The sequence below is a fragment of the Actinosynnema sp. NPDC053489 genome (assembly GCF_044544865.1).
Lineage (GTDB): Bacteria > Actinomycetota > Actinomycetes > Mycobacteriales > Pseudonocardiaceae > Actinosynnema.
Map to the genome: position 1 here is coordinate 1 of NZ_JBITXT010000008.1, position 20,486 is coordinate 20,486.

19 protein-coding genes are annotated in these 20,486 nt (G+C 73.2%); 13 read left to right on the top strand and 6 right to left on the bottom strand.

The window, feature by feature from the left end; all coding sequences use genetic code 11:
* Positions 1 to 119: 119 nt before the first annotated feature.
* On the bottom strand, positions 120 to 773 hold the full coding sequence (locus ACIGNX_RS19545; RefSeq protein ID WP_396541954.1) for an ACT domain-containing protein: 654 nt from the start codon (positions 771 to 773) through the stop codon (positions 120 to 122).
* Between the two features lie 224 nt (positions 774 to 997).
* Between ACIGNX_RS19545 and gatC the strand changes: the two genes are divergently transcribed.
* The 6 genes from gatC (at position 998) to ACIGNX_RS19575 (ending at position 7,913) form a co-directional block, all read left to right on the top strand.
* Complete coding sequence (gene gatC / locus ACIGNX_RS19550) at positions 998 to 1,297, top strand: Asp-tRNA(Asn)/Glu-tRNA(Gln) amidotransferase subunit GatC (protein ID WP_015104569.1); 300 nt, start codon at positions 998 to 1,000, stop codon at positions 1,295 to 1,297.
* Positions 1,298 to 1,331: 34 nt separating this feature from the next.
* Positions 1,332 to 2,849 carry an Asp-tRNA(Asn)/Glu-tRNA(Gln) amidotransferase subunit GatA gene (gene gatA / locus ACIGNX_RS19555; protein WP_396541957.1) on the top strand — a complete coding sequence of 506 codons (1,518 nt, stop codon included), beginning with the start codon at positions 1,332 to 1,334 and terminating at the stop codon, positions 2,847 to 2,849.
* Positions 2,846 to 3,037: a hypothetical protein gene (locus ACIGNX_RS19560; RefSeq protein WP_396541959.1), complete on the top strand. Its 192-nt coding sequence runs from the start codon at positions 2,846 to 2,848 to the stop codon at positions 3,035 to 3,037. The genes gatA and ACIGNX_RS19560 overlap by 4 nt, the downstream gene beginning before the upstream one ends.
* Positions 3,034 to 4,536 (top strand): Asp-tRNA(Asn)/Glu-tRNA(Gln) amidotransferase subunit GatB, encoded by a 1,503-nt coding sequence (gene gatB, locus ACIGNX_RS19565; RefSeq protein WP_396541961.1) that lies wholly within the window; start codon positions 3,034 to 3,036, stop codon positions 4,534 to 4,536. The genes ACIGNX_RS19560 and gatB overlap by 4 nt, the downstream gene beginning before the upstream one ends.
* 398 nt (positions 4,537 to 4,934) lie before the next feature.
* Complete coding sequence (locus ACIGNX_RS19570) at positions 4,935 to 5,204, top strand: hypothetical protein (RefSeq protein WP_396541963.1); 270 nt, start codon at positions 4,935 to 4,937, stop codon at positions 5,202 to 5,204.
* An 87-nt stretch (positions 5,205 to 5,291) separates the two neighbouring features.
* Entirely contained in the window at positions 5,292 to 7,913 is a 2,622-nt protein-coding gene (locus ACIGNX_RS19575; protein ID WP_396541965.1) for a CHAT domain-containing protein, read from the top strand.
* A gap of 72 nt (positions 7,914 to 7,985) precedes the next feature.
* On the opposite strand, the gene ACIGNX_RS19580 is transcribed toward ACIGNX_RS19575, so the two are convergent.
* Both ACIGNX_RS19580 and ACIGNX_RS19585 read right to left on the bottom strand, forming a co-directional pair.
* The gene (locus ACIGNX_RS19580) at positions 7,986 to 9,170 is read right to left on the bottom strand and encodes a PQQ-dependent sugar dehydrogenase (RefSeq protein ID WP_396541967.1); all 1,185 of its coding nucleotides are present in this window, start codon (positions 9,168 to 9,170) and stop codon (positions 7,986 to 7,988) included.
* Positions 9,171 to 9,180: 10 nt separating this feature from the next.
* Positions 9,181 to 10,050 carry an alpha/beta fold hydrolase gene (locus ACIGNX_RS19585; protein ID WP_396541969.1) on the bottom strand — a complete coding sequence of 290 codons (870 nt, stop codon included), beginning with the start codon at positions 10,048 to 10,050 and terminating at the stop codon, positions 9,181 to 9,183.
* A 30-nt stretch (positions 10,051 to 10,080) separates the two neighbouring features.
* On the opposite strand from ACIGNX_RS19585, the gene ACIGNX_RS19590 reads away from it, so the two are divergent.
* Positions 10,081 to 10,995 (top strand): 2-hydroxyacid dehydrogenase, encoded by a 915-nt coding sequence (locus ACIGNX_RS19590; RefSeq protein ID WP_396541971.1) that lies wholly within the window; start codon positions 10,081 to 10,083, stop codon positions 10,993 to 10,995.
* A 72-nt stretch (positions 10,996 to 11,067) separates the two neighbouring features.
* Positions 11,068 to 11,781 carry a DoxX family protein gene (locus tag ACIGNX_RS19595; RefSeq protein WP_396541973.1) on the top strand — a complete coding sequence of 238 codons (714 nt, stop codon included), beginning with the start codon at positions 11,068 to 11,070 and terminating at the stop codon, positions 11,779 to 11,781.
* Positions 11,782 to 11,836: 55 nt separating this feature from the next.
* On the opposite strand, the gene ilvD is transcribed toward ACIGNX_RS19595, so the two are convergent.
* From ilvD to ACIGNX_RS19610, 3 genes are all read right to left on the bottom strand, one after another.
* The gene (gene ilvD, locus ACIGNX_RS19600) at positions 11,837 to 13,684 is read right to left on the bottom strand and encodes a dihydroxy-acid dehydratase (protein ID WP_396541975.1); all 1,848 of its coding nucleotides are present in this window, start codon (positions 13,682 to 13,684) and stop codon (positions 11,837 to 11,839) included.
* A 79-nt stretch (positions 13,685 to 13,763) separates the two neighbouring features.
* Positions 13,764 to 14,207, bottom strand: a complete 444-nt coding sequence (locus tag ACIGNX_RS19605) for a vitamin K epoxide reductase family protein (RefSeq protein WP_396541977.1) — start codon at positions 14,205 to 14,207, stop codon at positions 13,764 to 13,766.
* Positions 14,204 to 14,653 (bottom strand): PH domain-containing protein, encoded by a 450-nt coding sequence (locus tag ACIGNX_RS19610; RefSeq protein ID WP_396541979.1) that lies wholly within the window; start codon positions 14,651 to 14,653, stop codon positions 14,204 to 14,206. Before ACIGNX_RS19610 ends, ACIGNX_RS19605 begins: the two co-directional genes overlap by 4 nt.
* 287 nt (positions 14,654 to 14,940) lie before the next feature.
* On the opposite strand from ACIGNX_RS19610, the gene ACIGNX_RS19615 reads away from it, so the two are divergent.
* The 5 genes from ACIGNX_RS19615 to serA all read left to right on the top strand — a co-directional run bounded on the left by ACIGNX_RS19615 (position 14,941) and on the right by serA (position 20,476).
* On the top strand, positions 14,941 to 16,779 hold the full coding sequence (locus ACIGNX_RS19615) for an acetolactate synthase large subunit (protein ID WP_396541981.1): 1,839 nt from the start codon (positions 14,941 to 14,943) through the stop codon (positions 16,777 to 16,779).
* Positions 16,779 to 17,285: an acetolactate synthase small subunit gene (gene ilvN, locus ACIGNX_RS19620; protein ID WP_396541983.1), complete on the top strand. Its 507-nt coding sequence runs from the start codon at positions 16,779 to 16,781 to the stop codon at positions 17,283 to 17,285. The genes ACIGNX_RS19615 and ilvN overlap by 1 nt, the downstream gene beginning before the upstream one ends.
* A gap of 31 nt (positions 17,286 to 17,316) precedes the next feature.
* On the top strand, positions 17,317 to 18,330 hold the full coding sequence (ilvC, locus tag ACIGNX_RS19625; protein ID WP_073891639.1) for a ketol-acid reductoisomerase: 1,014 nt from the start codon (positions 17,317 to 17,319) through the stop codon (positions 18,328 to 18,330).
* 63 nt (positions 18,331 to 18,393) lie between these two features.
* Positions 18,394 to 18,663 (top strand): DUF397 domain-containing protein, encoded by a 270-nt coding sequence (locus ACIGNX_RS19630; protein ID WP_396541985.1) that lies wholly within the window; start codon positions 18,394 to 18,396, stop codon positions 18,661 to 18,663.
* 223 nt (positions 18,664 to 18,886) lie between these two features.
* Positions 18,887 to 20,476 carry a phosphoglycerate dehydrogenase gene (gene serA / locus ACIGNX_RS19635; protein ID WP_396541987.1) on the top strand — a complete coding sequence of 530 codons (1,590 nt, stop codon included), beginning with the start codon at positions 18,887 to 18,889 and terminating at the stop codon, positions 20,474 to 20,476.
* Positions 20,477 to 20,486 lie beyond the last annotated feature (10 nt).

A 20,486-nucleotide genomic window follows, 5' to 3' on the forward strand; every position in this document is an offset into this window, starting at 1 on the left:
GTCAGCTTCTGTGAGAGGAAACCGACCCTACCCAGACGGGGCTGTTGCGCTACCACCCCAAGATCAACCTTCTGAATAACACCCTAGGACTCTCGACGCTTGGACGTAGGACTCTCGGGTCAGTCGGGGAGGACGACGGAGACGATGCCGGCCAGGTGGGCCAGGCGGGCGACTTCGGCGGCGCGGAACATCGGGCCGCCCGGGCGGCCCACCAGCAGGACGCGGTCCGGCTTGCCCAGCGGGGTGGCGGCCAGTTCGGTGCCCAGCTCCCGCCACGTCTCGGGGACCCACTCGTCCTCGCCGTCCAGGACGGTCGCCCGGGCCAGCGGCAGCCACGGCGGGGTGCGCAGCTTCGTCTCCGGCGCGGCGGCGGACGAGGTCAGCCGGTGCACGGTGGCGCCGTCCCACGACACGACCACCGCCCAGCCCGCCCGGATGATCTTCGGCACGCCCTCGGTGAACACCGCGAGCCCCCGCCCGGGCTCCTCGGCGACCTCCTCCACCAGCTCCAGCTCGCGGTGGGTGTCCAGCACACCCGCGTACGGCCGGACCGCGTCCACCTCGACGCCCTCGATGGACTCCGCCGCCGTGATCAGCACGTCCGGCAGCCGCCCGGACGGCAGCTCGACCACCAGGTCGTCGATGGCCAGGCCGGACCCGCGCTCCACCACGTCCACGCTGAGGATGTCGGCCCCGATCTCGCCGAGCGCGGAGGCGACCGCGCCCAGGGTGCCGGGACGGTCCGGGAGCTGGACCCGGATCAGGAAGGACACGGTGCACGCCTCCGAGGTCTGTGGTGGAGCGCCGAGCTGGGAACTCGCCGGTCGATGATTCTCGCAGACGCAGCTTCGCTTTCCGACCCACTGGCCGCGTTGCGCGCGGGTAAAATCGCGCACCCCCGCGCGCGGGCGCGGGTAACCCGGTCGGAGGTCGGCCTGACCAGCCAATAGACTCGGCAGGTCCAAAATCCGAAAACCGACCCACGGGGGTTGACGAGGTGCCCAGCATCTCCCGCGACGAGGTCGCGCACCTGGCCCGCCTGGCGAGGCTCGCCGTCACCGACGACGAGCTGGACCTGTTCGCCGGCCAGTTGGACGTGATCCTGCAGTCGGTGGCCACGGTGGGCGACATCGCCACCGCGGACATCCCGCCCACTTCGCACGCCGTTCCGCTGACCAACGTGTTCCGCGAGGACGTGGTGCGTCCCAGCCTCGGTCAGCAGCAGGCGCTCGCGGGCGCCCCCGCGGCCGAGGACGGCCGCTTCCGCGTGCCCCGCATCCTCGGGGAGGAAGCATGACCGCCGACGTTACCTTCCGCGCGGAGGCGGAATCATGAACAGTCTGATCCGCGGCACCGCCGCCGAGCTCGCCGCCAAGATCGCGAGCCGCGAGGTCTCCGCCGTCGAGGTCGCGCAGGCCCACCTCGACCGCATCGCCGAGGTCGACGGCTCGGTCAACGCGTTCCTGCACGTCGACACCGAGGGCGCGCTCGAAGCCGCCCGCAAGGTCGACGCCGACCTGGCCGCCGGCGCCACGCCGGGCCCGCTGGCCGGCGTGCCGGTCGCGCTCAAGGACGTGCTCACCACCGAGGGCGTGCCGACCACGGTCGGCTCGAAGATCCTCGAGGGCTGGGTGCCGCCCTACGACGCCACGGTCACCCGCCGGCTCAAGGAAGCCGGCGTCGTGATCCTCGGCAAGACCAACATGGACGAGTTCGCGATGGGCTCCTCCACCGAGAACTCGGCCTACGGCCCGACCCGCAACCCGTGGGACCTGGACCGCATCCCGGGCGGCTCGGGCGGTGGCTCGGCGGCGGCGCTGGCCGCGTTCGAGGCCCCGCTGTCGATCGGCACCGACACCGGCGGCTCGATCCGCCAGCCCGGCGCGGTCACCGGCACGGTCGGCGTGAAGCCGACCTACGGCGGCGTCTCCCGGTACGGGCTGGTGGCGTTCTCGTCGTCGCTGGACCAGGCCGGCCCGTGCGCCCGCACGGTGCTGGACGCGGCCCTGCTGCACGAGGTCATCGCCGGGTACGACCCGATGGACTCCACCTCGATCGACGCGCCGGTGCCGCCGGTGGTGGCCGCCGCGCGCGAGGGCGCGAACGGCGACCTGTCCGGCGTCCGCGTCGGCGTGGTCACGCAGTTCAGCGGCGAGGGCTACCAGCCGGGCGTGCTGCGCAGCTTCGAGGCGGCCGTGGCGCAGCTCAAGCAGCTGGGCGCGGAGGTCGTCGAGGTCTCGTGCCCGAGCTTCGACTACGCGCTGCCCGCGTACTACCTGATCGCGCCCAGCGAGGCGTCGTCCAACCTGGCCCGGTTCGACGCGATGCGGTACGGCATCCGCGTGGGCGACGACGGCACCCGCAGCGCCGAGGAGGTCATGTCGCTGACCCGCGAGGCCGGGTTCGGCCCCGAGGTGAAGCGCCGGATCATGATCGGCACGTACGCGCTGTCGTCGGGCTACTACGACGCCTACTACGGCTCGGCGCAGAAGGTCCGCACGCTGATCAGCCGCGACTTCGAGGCCGCGTTCGCCACCGTGGACGTGCTGGTCTCGCCGACCACGCCGACCACCGCGTTCCGGATCGGCGAGCGCACGGACGACCCGATCGCGATGTACAAGGCCGACCTGTGCACGATCCCGGCGAACCTGGCGGGCAACGCGGCCATGAGCGTCCCGAGTGGACTGTCCGACGAGGACGGCCTGCCGGTGGGGCTGCAGATCATGGCGCCCGCGCTGCAGGACCACCGGATGTACCGGGTGGCGGCGGCGTACGAGGTGGCGCGGGACGCGGCCCTGGGCGCGCCCGTGATCAGCGGCGTGCCGCAGTTGGCGGGTGCGGCGCGATGAGGAAGGCTCGGACGATCCTCGCGCTGGTCGGGGCCGCCGGCGCGGCCACCAGCGCGTTCTCCACGTTGAAGTCGGCTCGGGGCAGGAACGACAAGCTGGCCCTGGTCAACGCGGCGGCGGGCATCGTGGTGGCGATCACCGGCGCGGCGCTGGCCGCACGGGGTCTGCGGAAGGGCGGTAAAGCATGACGTCGGTGCACGAGCTGATGGACTACGCCGAGGTCGTCGAGCGCTTCGACCCGGTGCTCGGGCTCGAGGTGCACGTCGAGCTGCACACCAGCACCAAGATGTTCTGCGGGTGCGCGAACGCCTTCGGCGGCGAGCCGAACACGCAGGTCTGCCCGACGTGCCTCGGCCTGCCCGGCGCGCTGCCCGCGGTCAACGGCAAGGCGGTGGAGTCGGCGATCCGGATCGGGTTGGCGCTCAACTGCGAGATCGCCGAGTGGTGCCGGTTCGCCCGGAAGAACTACTTCTACCCGGACATGCCGAAGAACTTCCAGACCTCGCAGTACGACGAGCCGATCGCGTTCAACGGCCACCTCGACGTGACGCTGGACGACGGCTCGCTGTTCCGGGTCGAGATCGAGCGCGCGCACATGGAGGAGGACACCGGCAAGTCGCTGCACGTGGGCGGCGCGACCGGTCGCATCCACGGCGCGGAGCACTCGCTGCTCGACTACAACCGCGCCGGCGTGCCGCTGATCGAGATCGTCACCAAGCCGATCACGGGCACCGGCGAGCGCGCGCCCGAGGTGGCGCGGGCCTACGTCACGGCGCTGCGCGACCTGCTCAAGGCGCTCGACGTGTCGGACGTGCGGATGGACCAGGGCTCGCTGCGCTGCGACGCGAACGTGTCGCTGATGGCCAAGGGCGCGACCGAGTTCGGCACGCGCACCGAGACCAAGAACGTGAACTCGCTGCGCAGCGTCGAGCGGGCGGTGCGGTTCGAGATGACCCGCCAGGCGGCGGTGCTCGCCTCGGGCGGCACGGTCACGCAGGAGACCCGGCACTTCGACGAGTCGACGGGCTCCACCTCGTCGGGCCGCACGAAGGAGACCGCGGAGGACTACCGGTACTTCCCGGAGCCGGACCTGGTGCCCATCGCGCCGTCGCGCGAGTGGGTGGAGGAGCTGCGCGGCACGCTGCCGGAGCTGCCGTGGGAGCGCCGCAAGCGGGTGCAGCAGGAGTGGTCGCTGACCGACGCCGAGCTGCGCGACCTGGTCAACGCGGGCGCGGTGGACCTGGTGACGGCCACGGTGGAGGCGGGCGCGACGCCCGCCGAGGCCCGGTCCTGGTGGGTGGCGTACCTGACCAAGGAGGCCAACGCCAGGGGCGTCGAGCTGGCCGAGCTGGGCATCACGCCTGCGCAGATCGCGCGGGTCATCGCCCTGGTGAACGCCGGTGAGCTGACCAACAAGCTGGCGCGCGAGGTCGTCACCGGCGTGCTGGACGGCGAGGGCGAGCCCGAGGCGGTCGTGGAGGCGCGCGGCCTGAAGGTCGTCTCCGACGACTCGGCGCTGGAGAAGGCCGTGGACGAGGCGCTGGCCGCGCAGCCGGACGTGGCGGCGAAGATCCGCGACGGCAAGGTGGCCGCGGCGGGTGCGATCGTCGGCGCGGTGATGAAGGCGACGCAGGGCCAGGCGGACGCCAAGCGCGTGCGCGAGCTGGTCATCGCGCGCTGCTCGTAGGTGCCGGGTGGCGGGGTCGCGCGATCGCGGCCCCGCCACCGTTGGTCACCATTTCGGGACCGTTCGTGTCCGAACGGGAAATGGACCGGGTGGTATTCCACGTCGGACGGGCCGCGTGAAGTCGCTGAAATGCGGGGCCCGAGTGCCTGCAGCCTGTTAACACGTTCCCCCATTCGAGTGGTAACACTTTCGGCGGTACCCCTCCCGTGCTGGTCAGCGAGACGCCGGAACGGCCCGTCAGTAGCTCTGAGTAAATTCACTCCTCCCCAGGTGCGTCCATCTGTGTAAGGCTTGGGCCCGTTCGGCAGAGGCCGGGGGGCCGCCGAACCGACTCGAACCACCAGGAACACCCGCCGAGGACACCCGGACAGGGGTCCCGTTGTAGGGGAGGCAACGCCATGACCCACACCGACCCGAAGCTCGTCGCCGAGATCGACGCCATCGCCGAGGGCGTGGTCGAGACCGGGCCCACCGACCTCGACCTGGTCGACGTCGGCGGCCTGGAGCCGACCGGCGGCCCGTACAAGCCCACCACCGACGACCCCGAGGTCGAGCGGCTGGTCCGGCCCATGGGCGGCCCGTACAAGCCGACCGGTGACCCGCAGACCAACGGCGGCCCGTACAAGCCGACCACCGACGAACCGGTCGCGGCCACCCAGGCGAACTGAAACCGGTCGCCGAAAATCACGGTGACGTCACGCTGAATGCCGTCGGCCAACGGGCCGGCGGCATTCGGCTCGCCGCTGTGATCTCATATGATCGTGCCTGGCGAAACGCGTGGCCCCTCCGGACCGGAACACGCGGTCCGACTGGCCCGGGAGCTGCACCGCAGCGCGCGTGACGCGGCCACCGCCGACCGCCACCCGGCGGCGATCCGGCAGATGCGCCGCGGCCTGGCGCTGCTGGAGAAGCCCGGCATCGACCCGCAGGAACGGCTGGAGGTCCGCACCCGGCTGCGCAACACGCTCGCCTTCTGCCTCGCCGAGACCGGCAAGGTGGACGACGGCCTCACCCAGCTCGCGGGCGTGGACTCCGAGCTGGCCGGGCTGCGCGACGAGGCGCTGCGGGCCCACCTGTCCACGCTCGTCAACCTCAACCGCGCCGCCCTGCTGTGCCGGGTGGGCCGCATCGACGAGGGCATCGCCCAGCTGGACCGGGAGATCGAGCGCAGCGAGCGCCGGCTGCCCGCGCACGGCGACCCGGAGGCCGTCGACCTGCTCGCGCTGGCCCTGTCGAACCGGGGCAACGCGCACGGCGAGGTGCACCGGCACGACAAGGCCGTCCGCGACCTGAACCGCGCCGTCGAGCTGGCCGACGCGCACGACCTGCCGCTGCGGGCCGCGATCGCCAAGCACGCGCTGGGCAACGCCGTGCAGCGCGCGGGCGACATCCCGGCCGCCCTGCGGCACTACCACGAGGCCAACCGGGCGTTCCAGGACCTCGAACCGGGTCTGCTGCTGCGGCTGCGCATCGACCAGGCCGAGGCGATGATCAGCGTCGGGCTGGCCGACGAGGCGGGCAGGCTGCTGGACGAGGTGCTGCCGGAGCTGCGCCGCCAGCGCATCGGGCAGGACGTCGCCGAGGCGGAGCTGTTCCGCGCGGCGGCGGCGTTGCAGGACGGCGACCTCGTGCTGGCCCGGCGCACGGCGACCTCGGCGCAGCGCAAGCTGGTCCGGCGCGGCAGCCCGGCGTGGGCGGCGGTCGCGGGGTTGATCGCGTTGCGGGTCGACGCGGTGCGCGCGCGGGGTCCGCAGCGGTCGGTCGCCGGGGTGGTGCGGCGGGCGATCGCGCTGTCGGACGAGCTGGCCGGCCTCAAGCTGGTCGACCAGGCCGCGTTCGCGCTGGTGCTGGCGGCCCGGCTGGAGATCCGCCGCGGTGACCCGGACCGGGGCGCGGAGCTGCTGCGCAGCGTGCCCAAGTCGCGCCGGATCGCGCCGATCGACCACCGGATGCTGCTGCGGCTGTGCCGGGCGGAGCTGGCGCTGGCCCGCGGCAACGAGCGGGTGGCGCTGGCGCAGGCCAAGGCCGGCCTCGCGGAGCTGGGCCGGATGCGGGACCGGCTCGGCGGGCTGGAACTGGTGTCCGGCACCGCGGTGCACGGCCGCGAGCTGGGTGAACTGGCCGTGCGGCTGGTGCTGGGCGGCCGGGACTCGACGGCCAACGCCAAGCGCCTGTTCACCTGGCTGGAGCGCACCAGGGCGCAGCTGTACCGGTACGACCCGGTGGAGTCCACCGTGGACTCGGAGCTGGCCGAGCGGATCACCGAGGTGCGCAGGCTCAGCCGCGCCCTGCTGCGGGCGCGCCTCGACGGGCTGCCGACCGCGGAGCTGGAGTCGCGGCTCAAGGCCGGGCAGCGCGCGGCCACCCGGATGGGCTGGAGCGCGAGCCCGTGGGGCACGCCCCGCCCGGTCGTCACGCCGGACGAGGTGCTCGCCCGGCTGCGCGGGCGGGCGCTGGTGAGCTACGCCGTGTCCGGTGACGAGTTGGTCGCCGTGGTGTTCGCGGGCGACCGGGTGCGCATGGCGCGGCTCGGGTCGGCCGCCGACGCGACCGAGGGCGCCCGCCGCCTGCACGCCGACCTCAACGCGCTCGCGCCCGACCACCTGCCGCCGCCGCTGGCGCAGGTCATCTCGGCCTCCGCGCGCCGCGAGGCGGAGAAGCTCGACCGGCTGCTGCTGCGCCCGCTCGCGCCGGTGATCGGCGACCGGCCGCTGGTGGTGGTGCCGACCGGCGCGCTGTACGTGGTGCCGTGGGGCGTCCTGCCGACGTGCGCGAACCGGCCGACGACGGCGGTGCCGTCGGCCACCGCCTGGGTGTCCGCGATCAGCCGGGAGACCGACTCCGCCGACGGCGTGCTGCTCGTGCGCGGTCCTGGGTTGCAGGCGGCGCAGGGCGAGATCGACCGCCTCGCGGGCTACCACGACGACGCGAAGCTGCTCGGCGTGACGGAGGCCCGGGTCGGCGCGGTGCTGGAGGCGCTGGACGGCGTCGAGCTGGCGCACATCGCCGCGCACGGCGAGCACGAGCCGGAGAACGCGCTGTTCTCGCGCCTCGAACTGGTGGACGGCGCGCTGTTCGCCCACGAGGTGGGCCGGGTCCGCCGCCCGCCGCACCGGGTCGTGCTGGCCGCGTGCGAGTTGGCGCTCAACCGGGTGCGGCCCGGTGACGAGCCGCTGGGCTTCGCGGGGGCGCTGCTCGCCGGCGGCGCGCGGACCGTGATCGCCGCGTCCAGCCGGGTCGGCGACGAGCCGTCGGCGGCGGCGATGGCCGACTTCCACCGCATCCTCGCAGGCGGCGCGTCGCCCGCGGTGGCGCTGGCCGAGGCGGTCGCGGCGGACCCGTTGCGCCGCCCGTTCGTCTGCCTCGGCTCCGGGTAGGCGCCGACCAGCCGCTCGACCGCGGTGCCGGCAGGTCGCGGACGCCACCCACCGGACCGCGGCACCCCGGGGTCAGTCCTTGCTGCCGCCGCTCGCGCTGTCCCGCACGATGATCACCACTCGGTCGTCGCTGGAGACCGGCGCGCCGCCCGGGGCCTTGTTCACCGTGCCCGCCAGCGCGGTCGTGTCGTCCAGCATCACCAGCGGGCCGAGGCGGCCGAAGCCGTCCTCGCCGGTCAGGCTCGCCTCCGGCTTGCCGGTGAAGCCGCCGTCCGGGTTCATCGGCAGGTTCAGCGCGCCGCCGGTCGCGCTCGCGGCGACCATCACCGCGTTCGAGAACGACGCGCAGCCGCCGACCCCCGGCCGCTCGGGCCACGACCACGCCGGGTCGCCCACCGCCCGGCCGGGCTGCACCCGGTACAGCACGTCCGCCGTCGTGCCCGCGTCCGTCACCCACGTCTTGGAGCCGTCGCCGGACACGCACAGCCCGGCCGGCGAGCGCAGCCCGCTCGCCAGCACCCGCGAGCCCGCCGTCGGGTTGCCGCGCGCGGGCTGGCCCGTGCCGTCGATCCGCAGCACCTTCCCGGCCAGCGAGTCCGGGTCGGCCGCCGCCGCCGGGTTGCCCGCGTCGCCGGTCGCCACCAGCAACGCGCCGGTGCGGTCGTGGGCGAGCGCGCCGCGGTTGCCCGTCGGGCCCTTCGGGATGCCGGTCAGCACCGGCTTGGGCACGTCGCCCGGCGCGAGCCGCAGCACCCGGTTGTCGGTCGCCGTGGTCGCGTACACGTAGACGAGCTGGTCCTCGGGGTACGTCGGCGACAGCGTGAGCCCGGTGAGCCCGCCGTCACCGGCCGCGTCCACCTCGAACCTCGCCACCTCGACCGGGTCGACGTCCTTGGTCACCTTGAGCAGCCGACCGGTGGTGCGCTCGGTGGCCAGCGCCGTCACCGCGCCGGTGGTCTGGTTCACGTCGGTCAGCGCCACGCCGGAGATCGGGCTCAGGCACGTGCCCACCACGGCCGGGTTGAAGTCCTTGCAGCCCTGCGGCGGCGGCACGGCCGACGGCTGCTGACCGGGCGACTGGCCCTGGGACGGGCCCTTCGGCAGCTCGCCGGGCAGCTCGGGCACCGGCCCCGCCTGCGGCGTCAACTGCTGGGCGGCGCTCCACCCCGCCGGTCCCGGCTGCTCGGGGAAGCTCGCGCAGCCCGCGGCCAGCAGGCCGAGGGCGGACCCGATCAGCACTCCACGCAGTCGTGACACGCCTCCCAGGTTAAGCGCGCGGCCGTGAACGCGGGGTGAGCGGCCCTTCCACGTCCTGGTGCACCGCCCGGCGCACGGCGTCCGCCCGGTCGAGCAGCAGGTCCAGCTCGTCCACCACCACCCGCGGGTCCTCCAGCGGCAGGAAGTGCGTGTTCGGCAGCACCCGGACGCGGGCCTGCGGGAGGGCGGCGACGGCGCCCAGCACGCCCGCCACCGAGGCCAGGAGGTCGTACCGCCCGGCCAGCACCGTGGTGGGGCACGTCACGCCGGTCAGGTCCAGCCGGGGCGTCCGGCCCAGCGCCAGGGCCAGGGTGAAGTACCAGCGCCAGTCGTGCCGCAGGTAGCGGCGCAGCGACCCGACCAGCGGCCCGCCGATGTCGGGCAGCGGCACGCGGTGCAGCACGGCGTCCAGCAGCGGCCCGGCGGCCCGCAACGCGGTCGCGCCGCCCACGCCGAGCAGCCGCCGCACCGGCTCGGGCACGCCGGGAACGCCGAGCACCCCGGCGAACGCGTCGCCCGGCGCGCCGGCCACCAGCATGAGGCCGCTGACCCGGTCCGGGTGCCGCAGCGCCAGCTCCGCGGCCACCGTCACGCCCAGCGACCAGCCCACGACCACGCACCGCTCGACGCCCGCGTCGTCCAGCACGGCGAGCGCGTCGGCCACGTGGTCGGCCACCTCGACGCGGGACGGGTCGGCGGGCCGGTCGGACTCCAGCGTGCCGCGGTGGTGCCAGGTGTGCACGCGCGCCGACGGCAGCGCCGGCCACACCGCGGGCACGGCGCCCAGACCGGGGCTGAGCAGCACGTCCGGCCCGTCCGCGTCCGTGCGCCACAACCTGATCCGCGTGCCGTCCGCGGAGAAGACGTCGTGCTCCCGCATGGCGGCCAGTGTGCCGTAACGTGCCGACCCGTGAGCCTCACCGTTCTGGTGCCCGACGAGCTGGGCGTGCGCGTGCTGTCCGACGTGGAGGGCGTGCGCCCGGTCCGCTACGAGCCCGGGCGCCCGCTCCCCGCCGAGGCCGCGGCGGCGCGGGTGCTGGTGCCCAGGTTCCTCTCCGGCACCGACCCGCGCGAGGTGTTCGCGCAGCTGCCGTCGCTGGAGCTGGTGCAGCTGCTGTCGGCGGGCGCCGAGCGGTTCGTCGGCGCCGTGCCCGACGGGGTGATGCTGTCGACGTGCCGCGGCGCGCACGGCGGCAGCACGGCCGAGTGGGCGATCGGCGCGCTGCTGGCGATCTACCGCGACTTCCCGGTGTTCGAGCGGGCCCGGCTGGAGCGGCGGTGGGACTACCACCTCACCGACACGTTGCAGGGCAAGGAGGTGCTGGTGGTCGGCGCCGGCGACCTCGGCGAGCAGTTCCGGCGCAGGCTGGAGCCGTTCGACGCGACCGCGACCCTGGTCGGCCGCACGGCGCGGCCCGGTGTGCACGGCGTGGCCGAGCTGCCCGAGCTGCTGGGCGGGTTCGACGCGGTGCTGGTCGTCGTGCCGCTGACCGAGGAGACCACCGGGTTGGTGGACGCGGCGTTCCTCTCCCGGATGAAGGACGGCGCGGTCCTGGTCAACGCGGCGCGCGGCGCGGTGGTCGACACCGACGCGCTGCTGGCCGAGCTGACCTCGGGTCGGCTGCGCGCGGCGCTGGACGTGACCGAGCCCGAGCCGCTGCCGTCGGACCACCCGCTGTGGACGGCACCCGGCCTGTTCCTCACGCCGCACGTGGCCGGCAGCTGCACGGGCCACGCCGAGCGCGCGTACGCCGTCGTGGCCGCGGAGGTGGCCCGGTTCGCGCGCGGCGAGCAGCCCAGGAACCTCGTCAAGGGCGACTATTAACCCGTTCGGGTGAATGCACGCGGCTCAACGGACGCTCGCGGAGGTCGTCCGAACCTCCTAACGTGCGGGTTCGTGGCTACTCACGACGACCGCTCGAGGGCATCGGGCGGCTACTCCGACGACGGGCCCTACCCGGGCGGAGGAGTGCACCACTTCGACGGCGGCACGCGGCCGTTGGGCGGCGACGCGTTCGGCAAGGGCACCAAGTCCTTCGACACCACCGGGTACCCGCCGGTCGCGGACCTGGAGGACCGGCCCGCCCACTACGACGACGCCGACGACGAGCGCAGGCCCTTCGGCTGGACGGCGGGCCCCGACCTCGGCCTGCTCGTGCTGCGGCTGGCGCTGGGCGGCGCGTTCGTCGCGCACGGCCTGCAGAAGGTGTTCGGCCTGTTCGGCGGGCCGGGGATCGACGGGTTCACCCGGTACCTGCAGTCCGCCGGGTTCCGCGAGCCGCGCGTCCTGGCGTGGGTCACCGGCGTGACCGAGCTGGGCGGCGGCGCGCTGCTCGTCCTGGGCCTGTTCACGCCCCTCGCGGCGGCCGGGGTGCTCGGCGTGATGGCGAACGTCATCGCGCTGAAGTACCGGGGCGGGTTCTTCGCGCCCAACGGCGTGGAGCTGGAGGCGGCGTACGCGGCGATGGCGTTCGCGGCGCTGTTCGCGGGTCCCGGCCGGGCCGCGCTCGACTACAACCGCGGCTGGTTCCGCCACCCGCTGCTGTCCGGGTTCGTCTTCCTGGTGGTCGCCGCCGGCGCGACCGCCGCCACCCTCTACGTCTTCCGCTGACCCGGCCGGCGCCGCGCGGACGGCGACCGGGCACCCGTCCGCGCGGCAGCGGTGATCAGGCCGAGTTCACGTCGCGCACCGCGCCCGTGGACGCGTCCGTCGCCATCCGGGCGTACGCGCGCAGCGCCGCCGTCACCGGGCGGACCCGGTCGACCGGCTGCCACGGCCGCTCCGAGGCCTCCATCTTGGCCCGCCGCTCGGCCAGCACGGTCTCGTCCACCAGCAGCTCCAAGCGCCGCTCGTGCACGTCGATCAGGATGCGGTCGCCGTTCTGGACCAGGCCGATCGCGCCGCCGCCCGCCGCCTCCGGCGAGACGTGGCCGATCGACAGCCCCGACGTGCCGCCGGAGAACCGGCCGTCGGTGATCAGCGCGCACTTCCGGCCCAGCCCGGCGCCCTTCAGGAACGCGGTCGGGTGCAGCATCTCCTGCATGCCCGGCCCGCCCTTCGGGCCCTCGTAGCGGACCACGAGGACGTCACCGGGCTGGATCTCCTTCTTCAGGATCGCCGAGACGGCCTCCTCCTGGGACTCCACCACCCGCGCCGGGCCCTCGAAGCGCCACAGCTCCTCGTCGATGCCCGCGGCCTTGATCACCGCGCCGCGCTCGGCCAGGTTGCCGAACAGCACGGCCAGCCCGCCGTCCCTGGTGTAGGCGTGCTCGACGTCGCGGATGCAGCCGCCCGCCGCGTCGGTGTCCAGCTTCGACCACCGGTTCGACGTGGAGAACGCCTGCGTCGTGCGCACGCCGCCGGGCGCGGCGTGGAACAGCTCGACCGCCCGCGGCGACGGCGACTCGGCCCGCACGTCCCACGCGCCGAGCCAGGAGGCGACGTCGGGGCTGTGCACGGTGCGCACGTCCTCGTTGAGCAGGCCGGCCCGCCACAGCTCGCCCAGCAGGGCCGGGATGCCGCCCGCCCGGTGGACGTCCTCCATGTGGTAGTCCGAGTTCGGCGACACCTTCGCCAGGCACGGCACGCGCCTGCTCAGCGCGTCGATGTCGGCGAGGGTGAAGTCCACCTCGCCCTCCTGCGCCGCGGCGAGGATGTGCAGCACGGTGTTCGTGGAGCCGCCCATCGCCATGTCCAGCGCCATGGCGTTCTCGAACGCCTGGCGGTTGGCGATCGAGCGCGGCAGCACCGACTCGTCGTCCTGCTCGTAGTAGCGCTTGCACAGCTCGACCACCGTGCGGCCGGCCTCGGCGAACAGCTCGCGGCGGGCGGCGTGCGTGGCCAGCGTGGACCCGTTGCCGGGCAGCGCCAGGCCCAGCGCCTCGGTGAGGCAGTTCATCGAGTTCGCGGTGAACATGCCCGAGCACGAGCCGCACGTCGGGCACGCCGACCGCTCGACCTCGGCGAGGCCCGCGTCGTCCACGTCCGGCGAGGCGGAGGCCGAGATCGCGGTGATCAGGTCGGTCGGCGCGACGGCGACGCCGTCCACCACGACGGCCTTGCCCGCCTCCATCGGTCCACCGGAGACGAACACGACCGGGATGTTGAGCCGCATCGCCGCGTTGAGCATGCCGGGCGTGATCTTGTCGCAGTTGGAGATGCACACGATCGCGTCGGCCTGGTGCGCGTTGACCATGTACTCGACCGAGTCGGCGATGATCTCGCGCGAGGGCAGCGAGTAGAGCATCCCGCCGTGGCCCATGGCGATGCCGTCGTCCACCGCGATGGTGTGGAACTCGCGCGGCACGCCGCCCGCCTCGCGGACCGCCTCGGCCACGATGTCCCCGAGGTCGCGCAGGTGCACGTGACCCGGCACGAACTGCGTGTAGGAGTTGGCGATGGCCACGATCGGCTTGCCGAAGTCGCCGTCGGTCATGCCGGTCGCGCGCCAGAGCGCGCGGGCGCCCGCCGCGTTGCGGCCGTGGGTGGTGGTGCGGGAACGGAGCGGTGGCACGGCTCCTCCAGAAGTCTTTGCCGGGAGATTCGCGAACGACGCGCGCGGGGGGTGGGGCGCGGGAGGTCGGGGCGGTGCCTCAGAGGTTACTCCGCCGCAACGCCCCGGAGACCAGCACGGCGGCCAGCGCGAGCGTGATGACGTGCACGGCCGTGCACCACAGGCAGACCTTCCCGATCAGGAGGAACTCGGCGGCCACCAGGTACACCACGAACAGCACGCCGACGCCGACCGCCGCCAGCCGCACCCAGTGCAGCGCCCGGCTGCGCCACGCGAACGGCAGGCACACCGCGGTCAGGAACGCGAAGAAGGCCAGGCCCAGCACCGCGACCGGGATGCCGAACAGCTCCGACTGCTCGCTGGTGGTGACCGTGCCGCAGTCGACGACCTCGCCCTCGGCGCACAGCAGCGCGCCCGCGTCGAAGTGCGCGATCGTGAGGTAGGTCGAGACCGCCAGGCCCGCCAGCGACAGCGCGAGGCTGGCGGCGGGCACCCGACCGGGGGTCCGCGTGTTCGAACTCACGTCCCGGACTCTACGGGCGGCGGCGTTGCGCCCGGGTCAGGTCCGTCGTCCCCGTCCTCGGCGTCCCGGTCGGTCGCCGCGGCCGTCGGATCGGCCACCCGACCCCCGCTGACCTGCGCCAACATCGGCAGGTGGGCGGCGCGGACGGCGGGCAGCCGCACCAGCGAGCCGTCCGCGAGCACCGCCGACAACCACCCCTTCGGGACCACCTTGATCGCCTTCAGGTCCGACCAGGCCACCACCCGCTCGCCGAACGTGCCGCGCGCCACGATCCGCTCGTCGTCCACGGTGGTCCGGTTGCGCACGACCCACCACGCGAACGCCGCCGGCAGCAGGTAGAGGGCCTGCAGCCCCGGCGCGGCCCAGGCGACGGGCGTCGCGCAGACGGCCGCGGCGCCGGCGGCGAACAGGGCGGGCGCGGGGATGCGGAACACGACTTTCGGCACGTCCCCGATGCTGCCACCTCCTCCTCCGAGCGGGTGACCCCGGCCCGGGTGCGCGCACGTGGGGGCTTCCACCATCCGGGAGTGCCGTCCCGCACAGTTGACGCTCCACGTGCTTGACGGTTAACGTCAGCGCCATGCAGCGCAACCTCGTTCTCGTACTTCCCAGGCGCGTCGACGCCTAGGCACTCGAGCTTGCGTCGACGCGCGACCCTCGTGCGACCCGTCCGGGTTGGCGAGGGTTTTTTCGTGCCCGGACCGTGCATTCTCCTTACCCACGAGGCAGACAGATGACCAGCGCAACCTCGCGACCGGCTCCCGGAGAGTCGTCGTCGCCCCGCCCTGGACCGCGGCCGAAACCGGCCCCGCCGAGCGGCGCTCCCATCCGCGTGACCGGTGCCCAGTCCCTCGTCCGCTCGCTGGAGGCAGTGGGCTGCGAGGTGGTCTTCGGCATTCCGGGCGGCACGATCCTGCCTGCCTACGACCCCCTCCTCGACTCCACCAAGGTGCGCCACGTCCTGGTCCGCCACGAGCAGGGCGCGGGCCACGCCGCCACCGGCTACGCGCAGGCCACCGGCAAGGTCGGCGTCTGCATGGCCACCTCCGGTCCCGGCGCGACCAACCTCGTCACGCCCCTGGCGGACGCCAACATGGACTCCGTCCCGGTGGTCGCCATCACCGGCCAGCAGTCCCGCCCGCTGATCGGCACCGACGCGTTCCAGGAAGCGGACATCTGCGGCATCACGATGCCGATCACCAAGCACAACTTCCTCGTCACCGACGCGGCGGACATCCCGCGCGCGGTCGCCGAGGCGTTCCACCTGGCCGCCACCGGCCGACCCGGCCCCGTCCTGGTGGACATCCCCAAGGACGTGCTCCAGGAGACGACCTCGTTCTCCTGGCCGCCGGAGCTGCGCCTGCCCGGTTACCGGCCGACGACCCGGCCGCACGGCAAGCAGGTGCGCGAGGCCGCGAAGCTGATCGCCGCGGCCCGCCGCCCGGTCCTCTACGTCGGCGGTGGCGTGATCAAGGCCGACGCGTCGGCCGAGCTGCTGGAGCTGGCCGAGTCCACCGGCATCCCGGTGGTGACCACGCTGATGGCGCGCGGCGCGTTCCCCGACTCCCACCCCCTGCACCTGGGCATGCCGGGCATGCACGGCACGGTCGGCGCGGTCGCCGCGATGCAGAAGGCGGACCTGCTGATCGCCCTGGGCGCGCGGTTCGACGACCGGGTCACCGGCCAGCTGTCCACGTTCGCGCCGGACGCCCAGGTCGTGCACGCCGACATCGACCCGGCCGAGATCTCGAAGAACCGCCGCGCGGACGTCCCGATCGTCGGCGACTGCAAGGAGATCATCGGCGAGCTGGTCGACGCCGTCCGCGCCGAGAAGGCCAACGCCACCCGCGCGGTCGACCTCGCGCCCTGGTGGGACCAGCTCAACGCGCTGCGCGAGACGTTCCCGCTGGGCTACGACTGGCCCGAGGACGGCACGCTGTCGCCGCAGTACGTCATCGAGCGGATCGGCGCGCTGACCCCGCCCGACACGGTGTTCACCGCGGGCGTCGGCCAGCACCAGATGTGGGCCGCGCAGTTCGTGAAGTACGAGCGGCCGCGCACCTGGATCAACTCCGGCGGCCTCGGCACGATGGGCTACGCCGTGCCCGCCGCGATGGGCGCCAAGGCCGGCGTCCCCGACGTGCAGGTGTGGGCGATCGACGGCGACGGCTGCTTCCAGATGACCAACCAGGAGCTGGCCACCTGCGCCATCGAGGGCATCCCGATCAAGGTCGCCGTCATCAACAACGGCAACCTGGGCATGGTCCGCCAGTGGCAGACCCTGTTCTACGGCGAGCGCTACTCCAGCACCGACCTGGGCACGCACAAGCACCGCATCCCCGACTTCAAGCTGCTCGCCGAGGCGATGGGCTGCGCGGGCCTGCGCGCCGAGTCGCGCGAGGAGGTCGACGCGGTGATCGAGCAGGCCATGGGGATCAACGACCGGCCGGTCGTCATCGACTTCGTGGTCGGCAAGGACGCCCAGGTGTGGCCCATGGTGGCCGCGGGCACCGGCAACAGCGAGATCATGGCCGCGCGGGGCATCCGCCCGCTGTTCGACGAGGACGAGTGATGACGAGGCACACCCTGAGCGTTCTGGTCGAGGACAAGCCCGGTGTCCTCGCGCGAGTGGCGGGCCTGTTCTCGCGGCGCGGCTTCAACATCGAGTCGCTGGCCGTCGGCCGCACCGAGCACCCCGACATCTCCCGGATGACCATCGTCGTCTCGGTCGAGGAGCTGCCGCTGGAGCAGGTGACCAAGCAGCTCAACAAGCTCATCAACGTCATCAAGATCGTGGAGCTGGAGTCGTCGGCGTCGGTCCAGCGGCAACTCCTGCTCGTCAAGGTGCGCGCCGACGCGACGGTGCGCAGCCAGGTGCTCGAGACGGTGCAGCTCTTCCGCGCGAAGGTCGTCGACGTCTCCCCGGAGGCGGTCACCGTCGAGGCCACCGGCACGTCTGAGAAGCTCGACGCGCTGCTGCGGATGCTGGAGCCCTACGGGCTCCGCGAGATCGTCCAGTCCGGCATGGTCGCCATCGGCCGTGGCGCCCGCTCCATCACCGCGACCGCGGTGCGCTGATTTTCCAGTTCCGAGGAAGGAAGTACCACCAGTGAGCGTCGAGATCTTCTACGACGACGATGCCGACCTGAGCATCATCCAGGGGCGCAAGGTCGCGGTCATCGGCTACGGCAGCCAGGGCCACGCCCACGCGCTGAGCCTGCGCGACTCCGGCGTCGACGTCCGGATCGGCCTCCCCGAGGGCTCGAAGTCCCGCGCCAAGGCCGAGGAGGAGGGCCTGCCGGTCGGCACCCCCGCCGAGGTCTCCGCCGAGGCCGACCTGATCATGATCCTGGCGCCGGACACCGCGCAGCGGCACATCTACGCCAACGACATCGCGCCGAACCTGAAGGACGGCGACGCCGTCTTCTTCGGCCACGGGTTCAACATCCGCTACGGCCTGATCACCGTCCCGTCCAACGTGGACGTCGCGATGGTCGCGCCGAAGGGCCCGGGCCACCTGGTGCGCCGCCAGTTCGTCGACGGCAAGGGCGTGCCCGCGCTGATCGCGGTCGAGCAGGACGCCTCCGGCAACGCGCAGGCGCTCGCGCTGTCCTACGCCAAGGGCATCGGCGGCACGCGCGCGGGCGTCATCAAGACGACGTTCAAGGAGGAGACCGAGACCGACCTGTTCGGTGAGCAGGCGGTCCTCTGCGGTGGCGCGTCCGCGCTGGTGCAGGCCGGTTTCGAGGTGCTGACCGAGGCGGGCTACGCGCCCGAGGTCGCCTACTTCGAGTGCCTGCACGAGCTGAAGCTCATCGTGGACCTCATGTACGAGGGCGGCATCGCCCGCATGCGCTACTCGATCTCCGACACCGCCGAGTACGGCGACCTGACCCGCGGCCCGCGCGTGGTCACGCCGGCGGTCAAGGAGGAGATGCGCAAGATCCTGGGCGAGATCCAGGACGGCACGTTCGCCACGGAGTGGGTGAACGAGGACGACGCCGGCCGCGGCAACTACAAGAAGTTGCAGCAGGAGGGCGAGCAGCACCCGATCGAGGAGGTCGGCAAGAAGCTGCGCGGCCTCATGTCCTGGGTCGACCGCCCCATCACCGAAACGGCGTAAGATCAGGGGTTTTTTCACCGGGGCCCGCGGTTTCGACCGCGGGCCCCGGTATACCTAGGCCCTATGACCGACAGCGCGCCCATCTACGACGACAAGGCCCACGTCCGGGGCAACCTCGACCTCGGCGGAGCCGAGTGGATCCGCAGCGACGAGGGCGCGGAGGACGAGGAGGAGCACGTCGAGATCGCGTTCGTCGAGCACACCGACGGCGTGACGTACACGGCGATGCGGAACTCGGCGCACCCGGACGGCCCGGTCCTGGTCTTCACCCCGGCCGAGTGGGAGGCGTTCATCCTCGGCGTCAAGGACGGCGAGTTCGACGAGCCCTGGTGACCACCGGGCGGGTGAACGCCGTGGTCGGCGCGCCGCGGTCCATGTGGGACGCGCGTACCGGGTTCCAGCAGGTGAAACGCGGCACCCGGGTGTCAAGCACCGGTCGGGCGCTGACTATGCTCGTTAACAACCCGGACACATTGCCGTGGCCGGCCGGCGCGGGTGACGACCTGCTCGACGGCCCCGCGCTCCCCACCCGATCACACCACCGGGAGCGACGTCCGTGACCAAGCCCGTTGTCCTCATCGCCGAGAAGCTCGCACCGTCCGTTCTCGACGTCTTCGGTGATGGCATCGAGGTGCGCCACGTCGACGGCACCGACCGTCCCGCGCTGCTCGAAGCCGTTGCCGACGCCGACGCCCTCCTGGTCCGCTCCGCCACCAAGGTCGACGCCGAGGTCTTCAAGGCCACCACCAAGCTCAAGGTCGTCGCCCGCGCGGGCGTCGGGCTGGACAACGTCGAGGTGCCCGCCGCCACCGAGCGCGGCGTGATGGTGGTCAACGCGCCCACCTCGAACATCGTCAGCGCCGCCGAGCACGCCGTGGCCCTGCTGCTCGCCACCGCGCGCCAGATCCCGGCCGCGCACGCCACGCTGCAGAACCACGAGTGGAAGCGCAGCAAGTTCAACGGCGTCGAGGTCCAGGGCAAGACGGTCGGCGTGGTCGGCCTGGGCAAGATCGGCCAGCTGTTCGCCGCGCGCATCGCCGCCTTCGGCACCACGCTCATCGCCTACGACCCCTACGTCAGCGCCGCCCGCGCCGCCCAGCTCGGCATCGAGCTGGTGACGCTGGAGGAGCTGCTGGAGCGCGCCGACTTCATCTCGATCCACCTGCCGAAGACCCCGGAGACCAAGGGCCTGATCGGCGCGGAGCAGCTCGCCAAGGCCAAGCGCGGCGTGATCATCGTCAACGCCGCCCGCGGCGGCCTGGTGGACGAGGAGGCGCTGGCGGAGGCCGTGAAGGAGGGCCAGGTCGGCGGCGCGGGCATCGACGTGTTCTCCACCGAGCCCACCACGGACAGCCCGCTGTTCGGGTTGCCGAACGTCGTCGTCACCCCGCACCTGGGCGCGTCGACCACCGAGGCGCAGGACCGCGCGGGCACGGACGTGGCCAAGTCGGTGCTGCTCGCCCTGGCGGGCGACTTCGTGCCGGACGCGGTGAACGTGCAGGGCGGCGGCGTGGTCGGCGAGGAGGTCCGCCCGTACCTGCCGCTGGTGCAGAAGCTCGGCACGGTGGTCGCCGCGCTGAGCGCCAAGGCGCCCACGAGCGTCACCGTCGAGGTGCGCGGCGAGCTGTCCACCGAGGACGTCTCGGTGCTGCCGCTGGCCGCGCTGCGCGGCGTGTTCTCCAGCGTGGTGGAGGAGCAGGTCACCTTCGTCAACGCGCCGGCCCTGGCGGCCTCGCTGGGCGTGGGCGTGGACCTGGCCAAGGAGCCGGAGAGCGCCAACCACCGCAGCCTGGTGACGGTGCGCGCGGTGCAGGCCGACGGCGCGGTCATCACGGTGTCCGGCACGCTCGCGGGCCTGGACCAGGTCGAGAAGCTGGTCGGCGTCAACGGCCGGGGCTTCGACCTGCGCGCCGAGGGCAACGTGCTCCTGCTGGAGTACCCGGACCGGCCGGGCGTGATGGGCACGGTCGGCACGCTGCTGGGCGAGGCGGGCGTGAACGTCGAGGCCGCCCAGATCAGCCAGACCAAGGACGGCGCGGACGCGTTCATGCTGCTGCGCGTGGACCGCCCGGTCGACACCGCCGTGCTGGACCCGATCGGCGCGGCCGTCGGCGCCCGCACGGTCCGCTCGGTCAACTTCGACTGATCATCGCGGT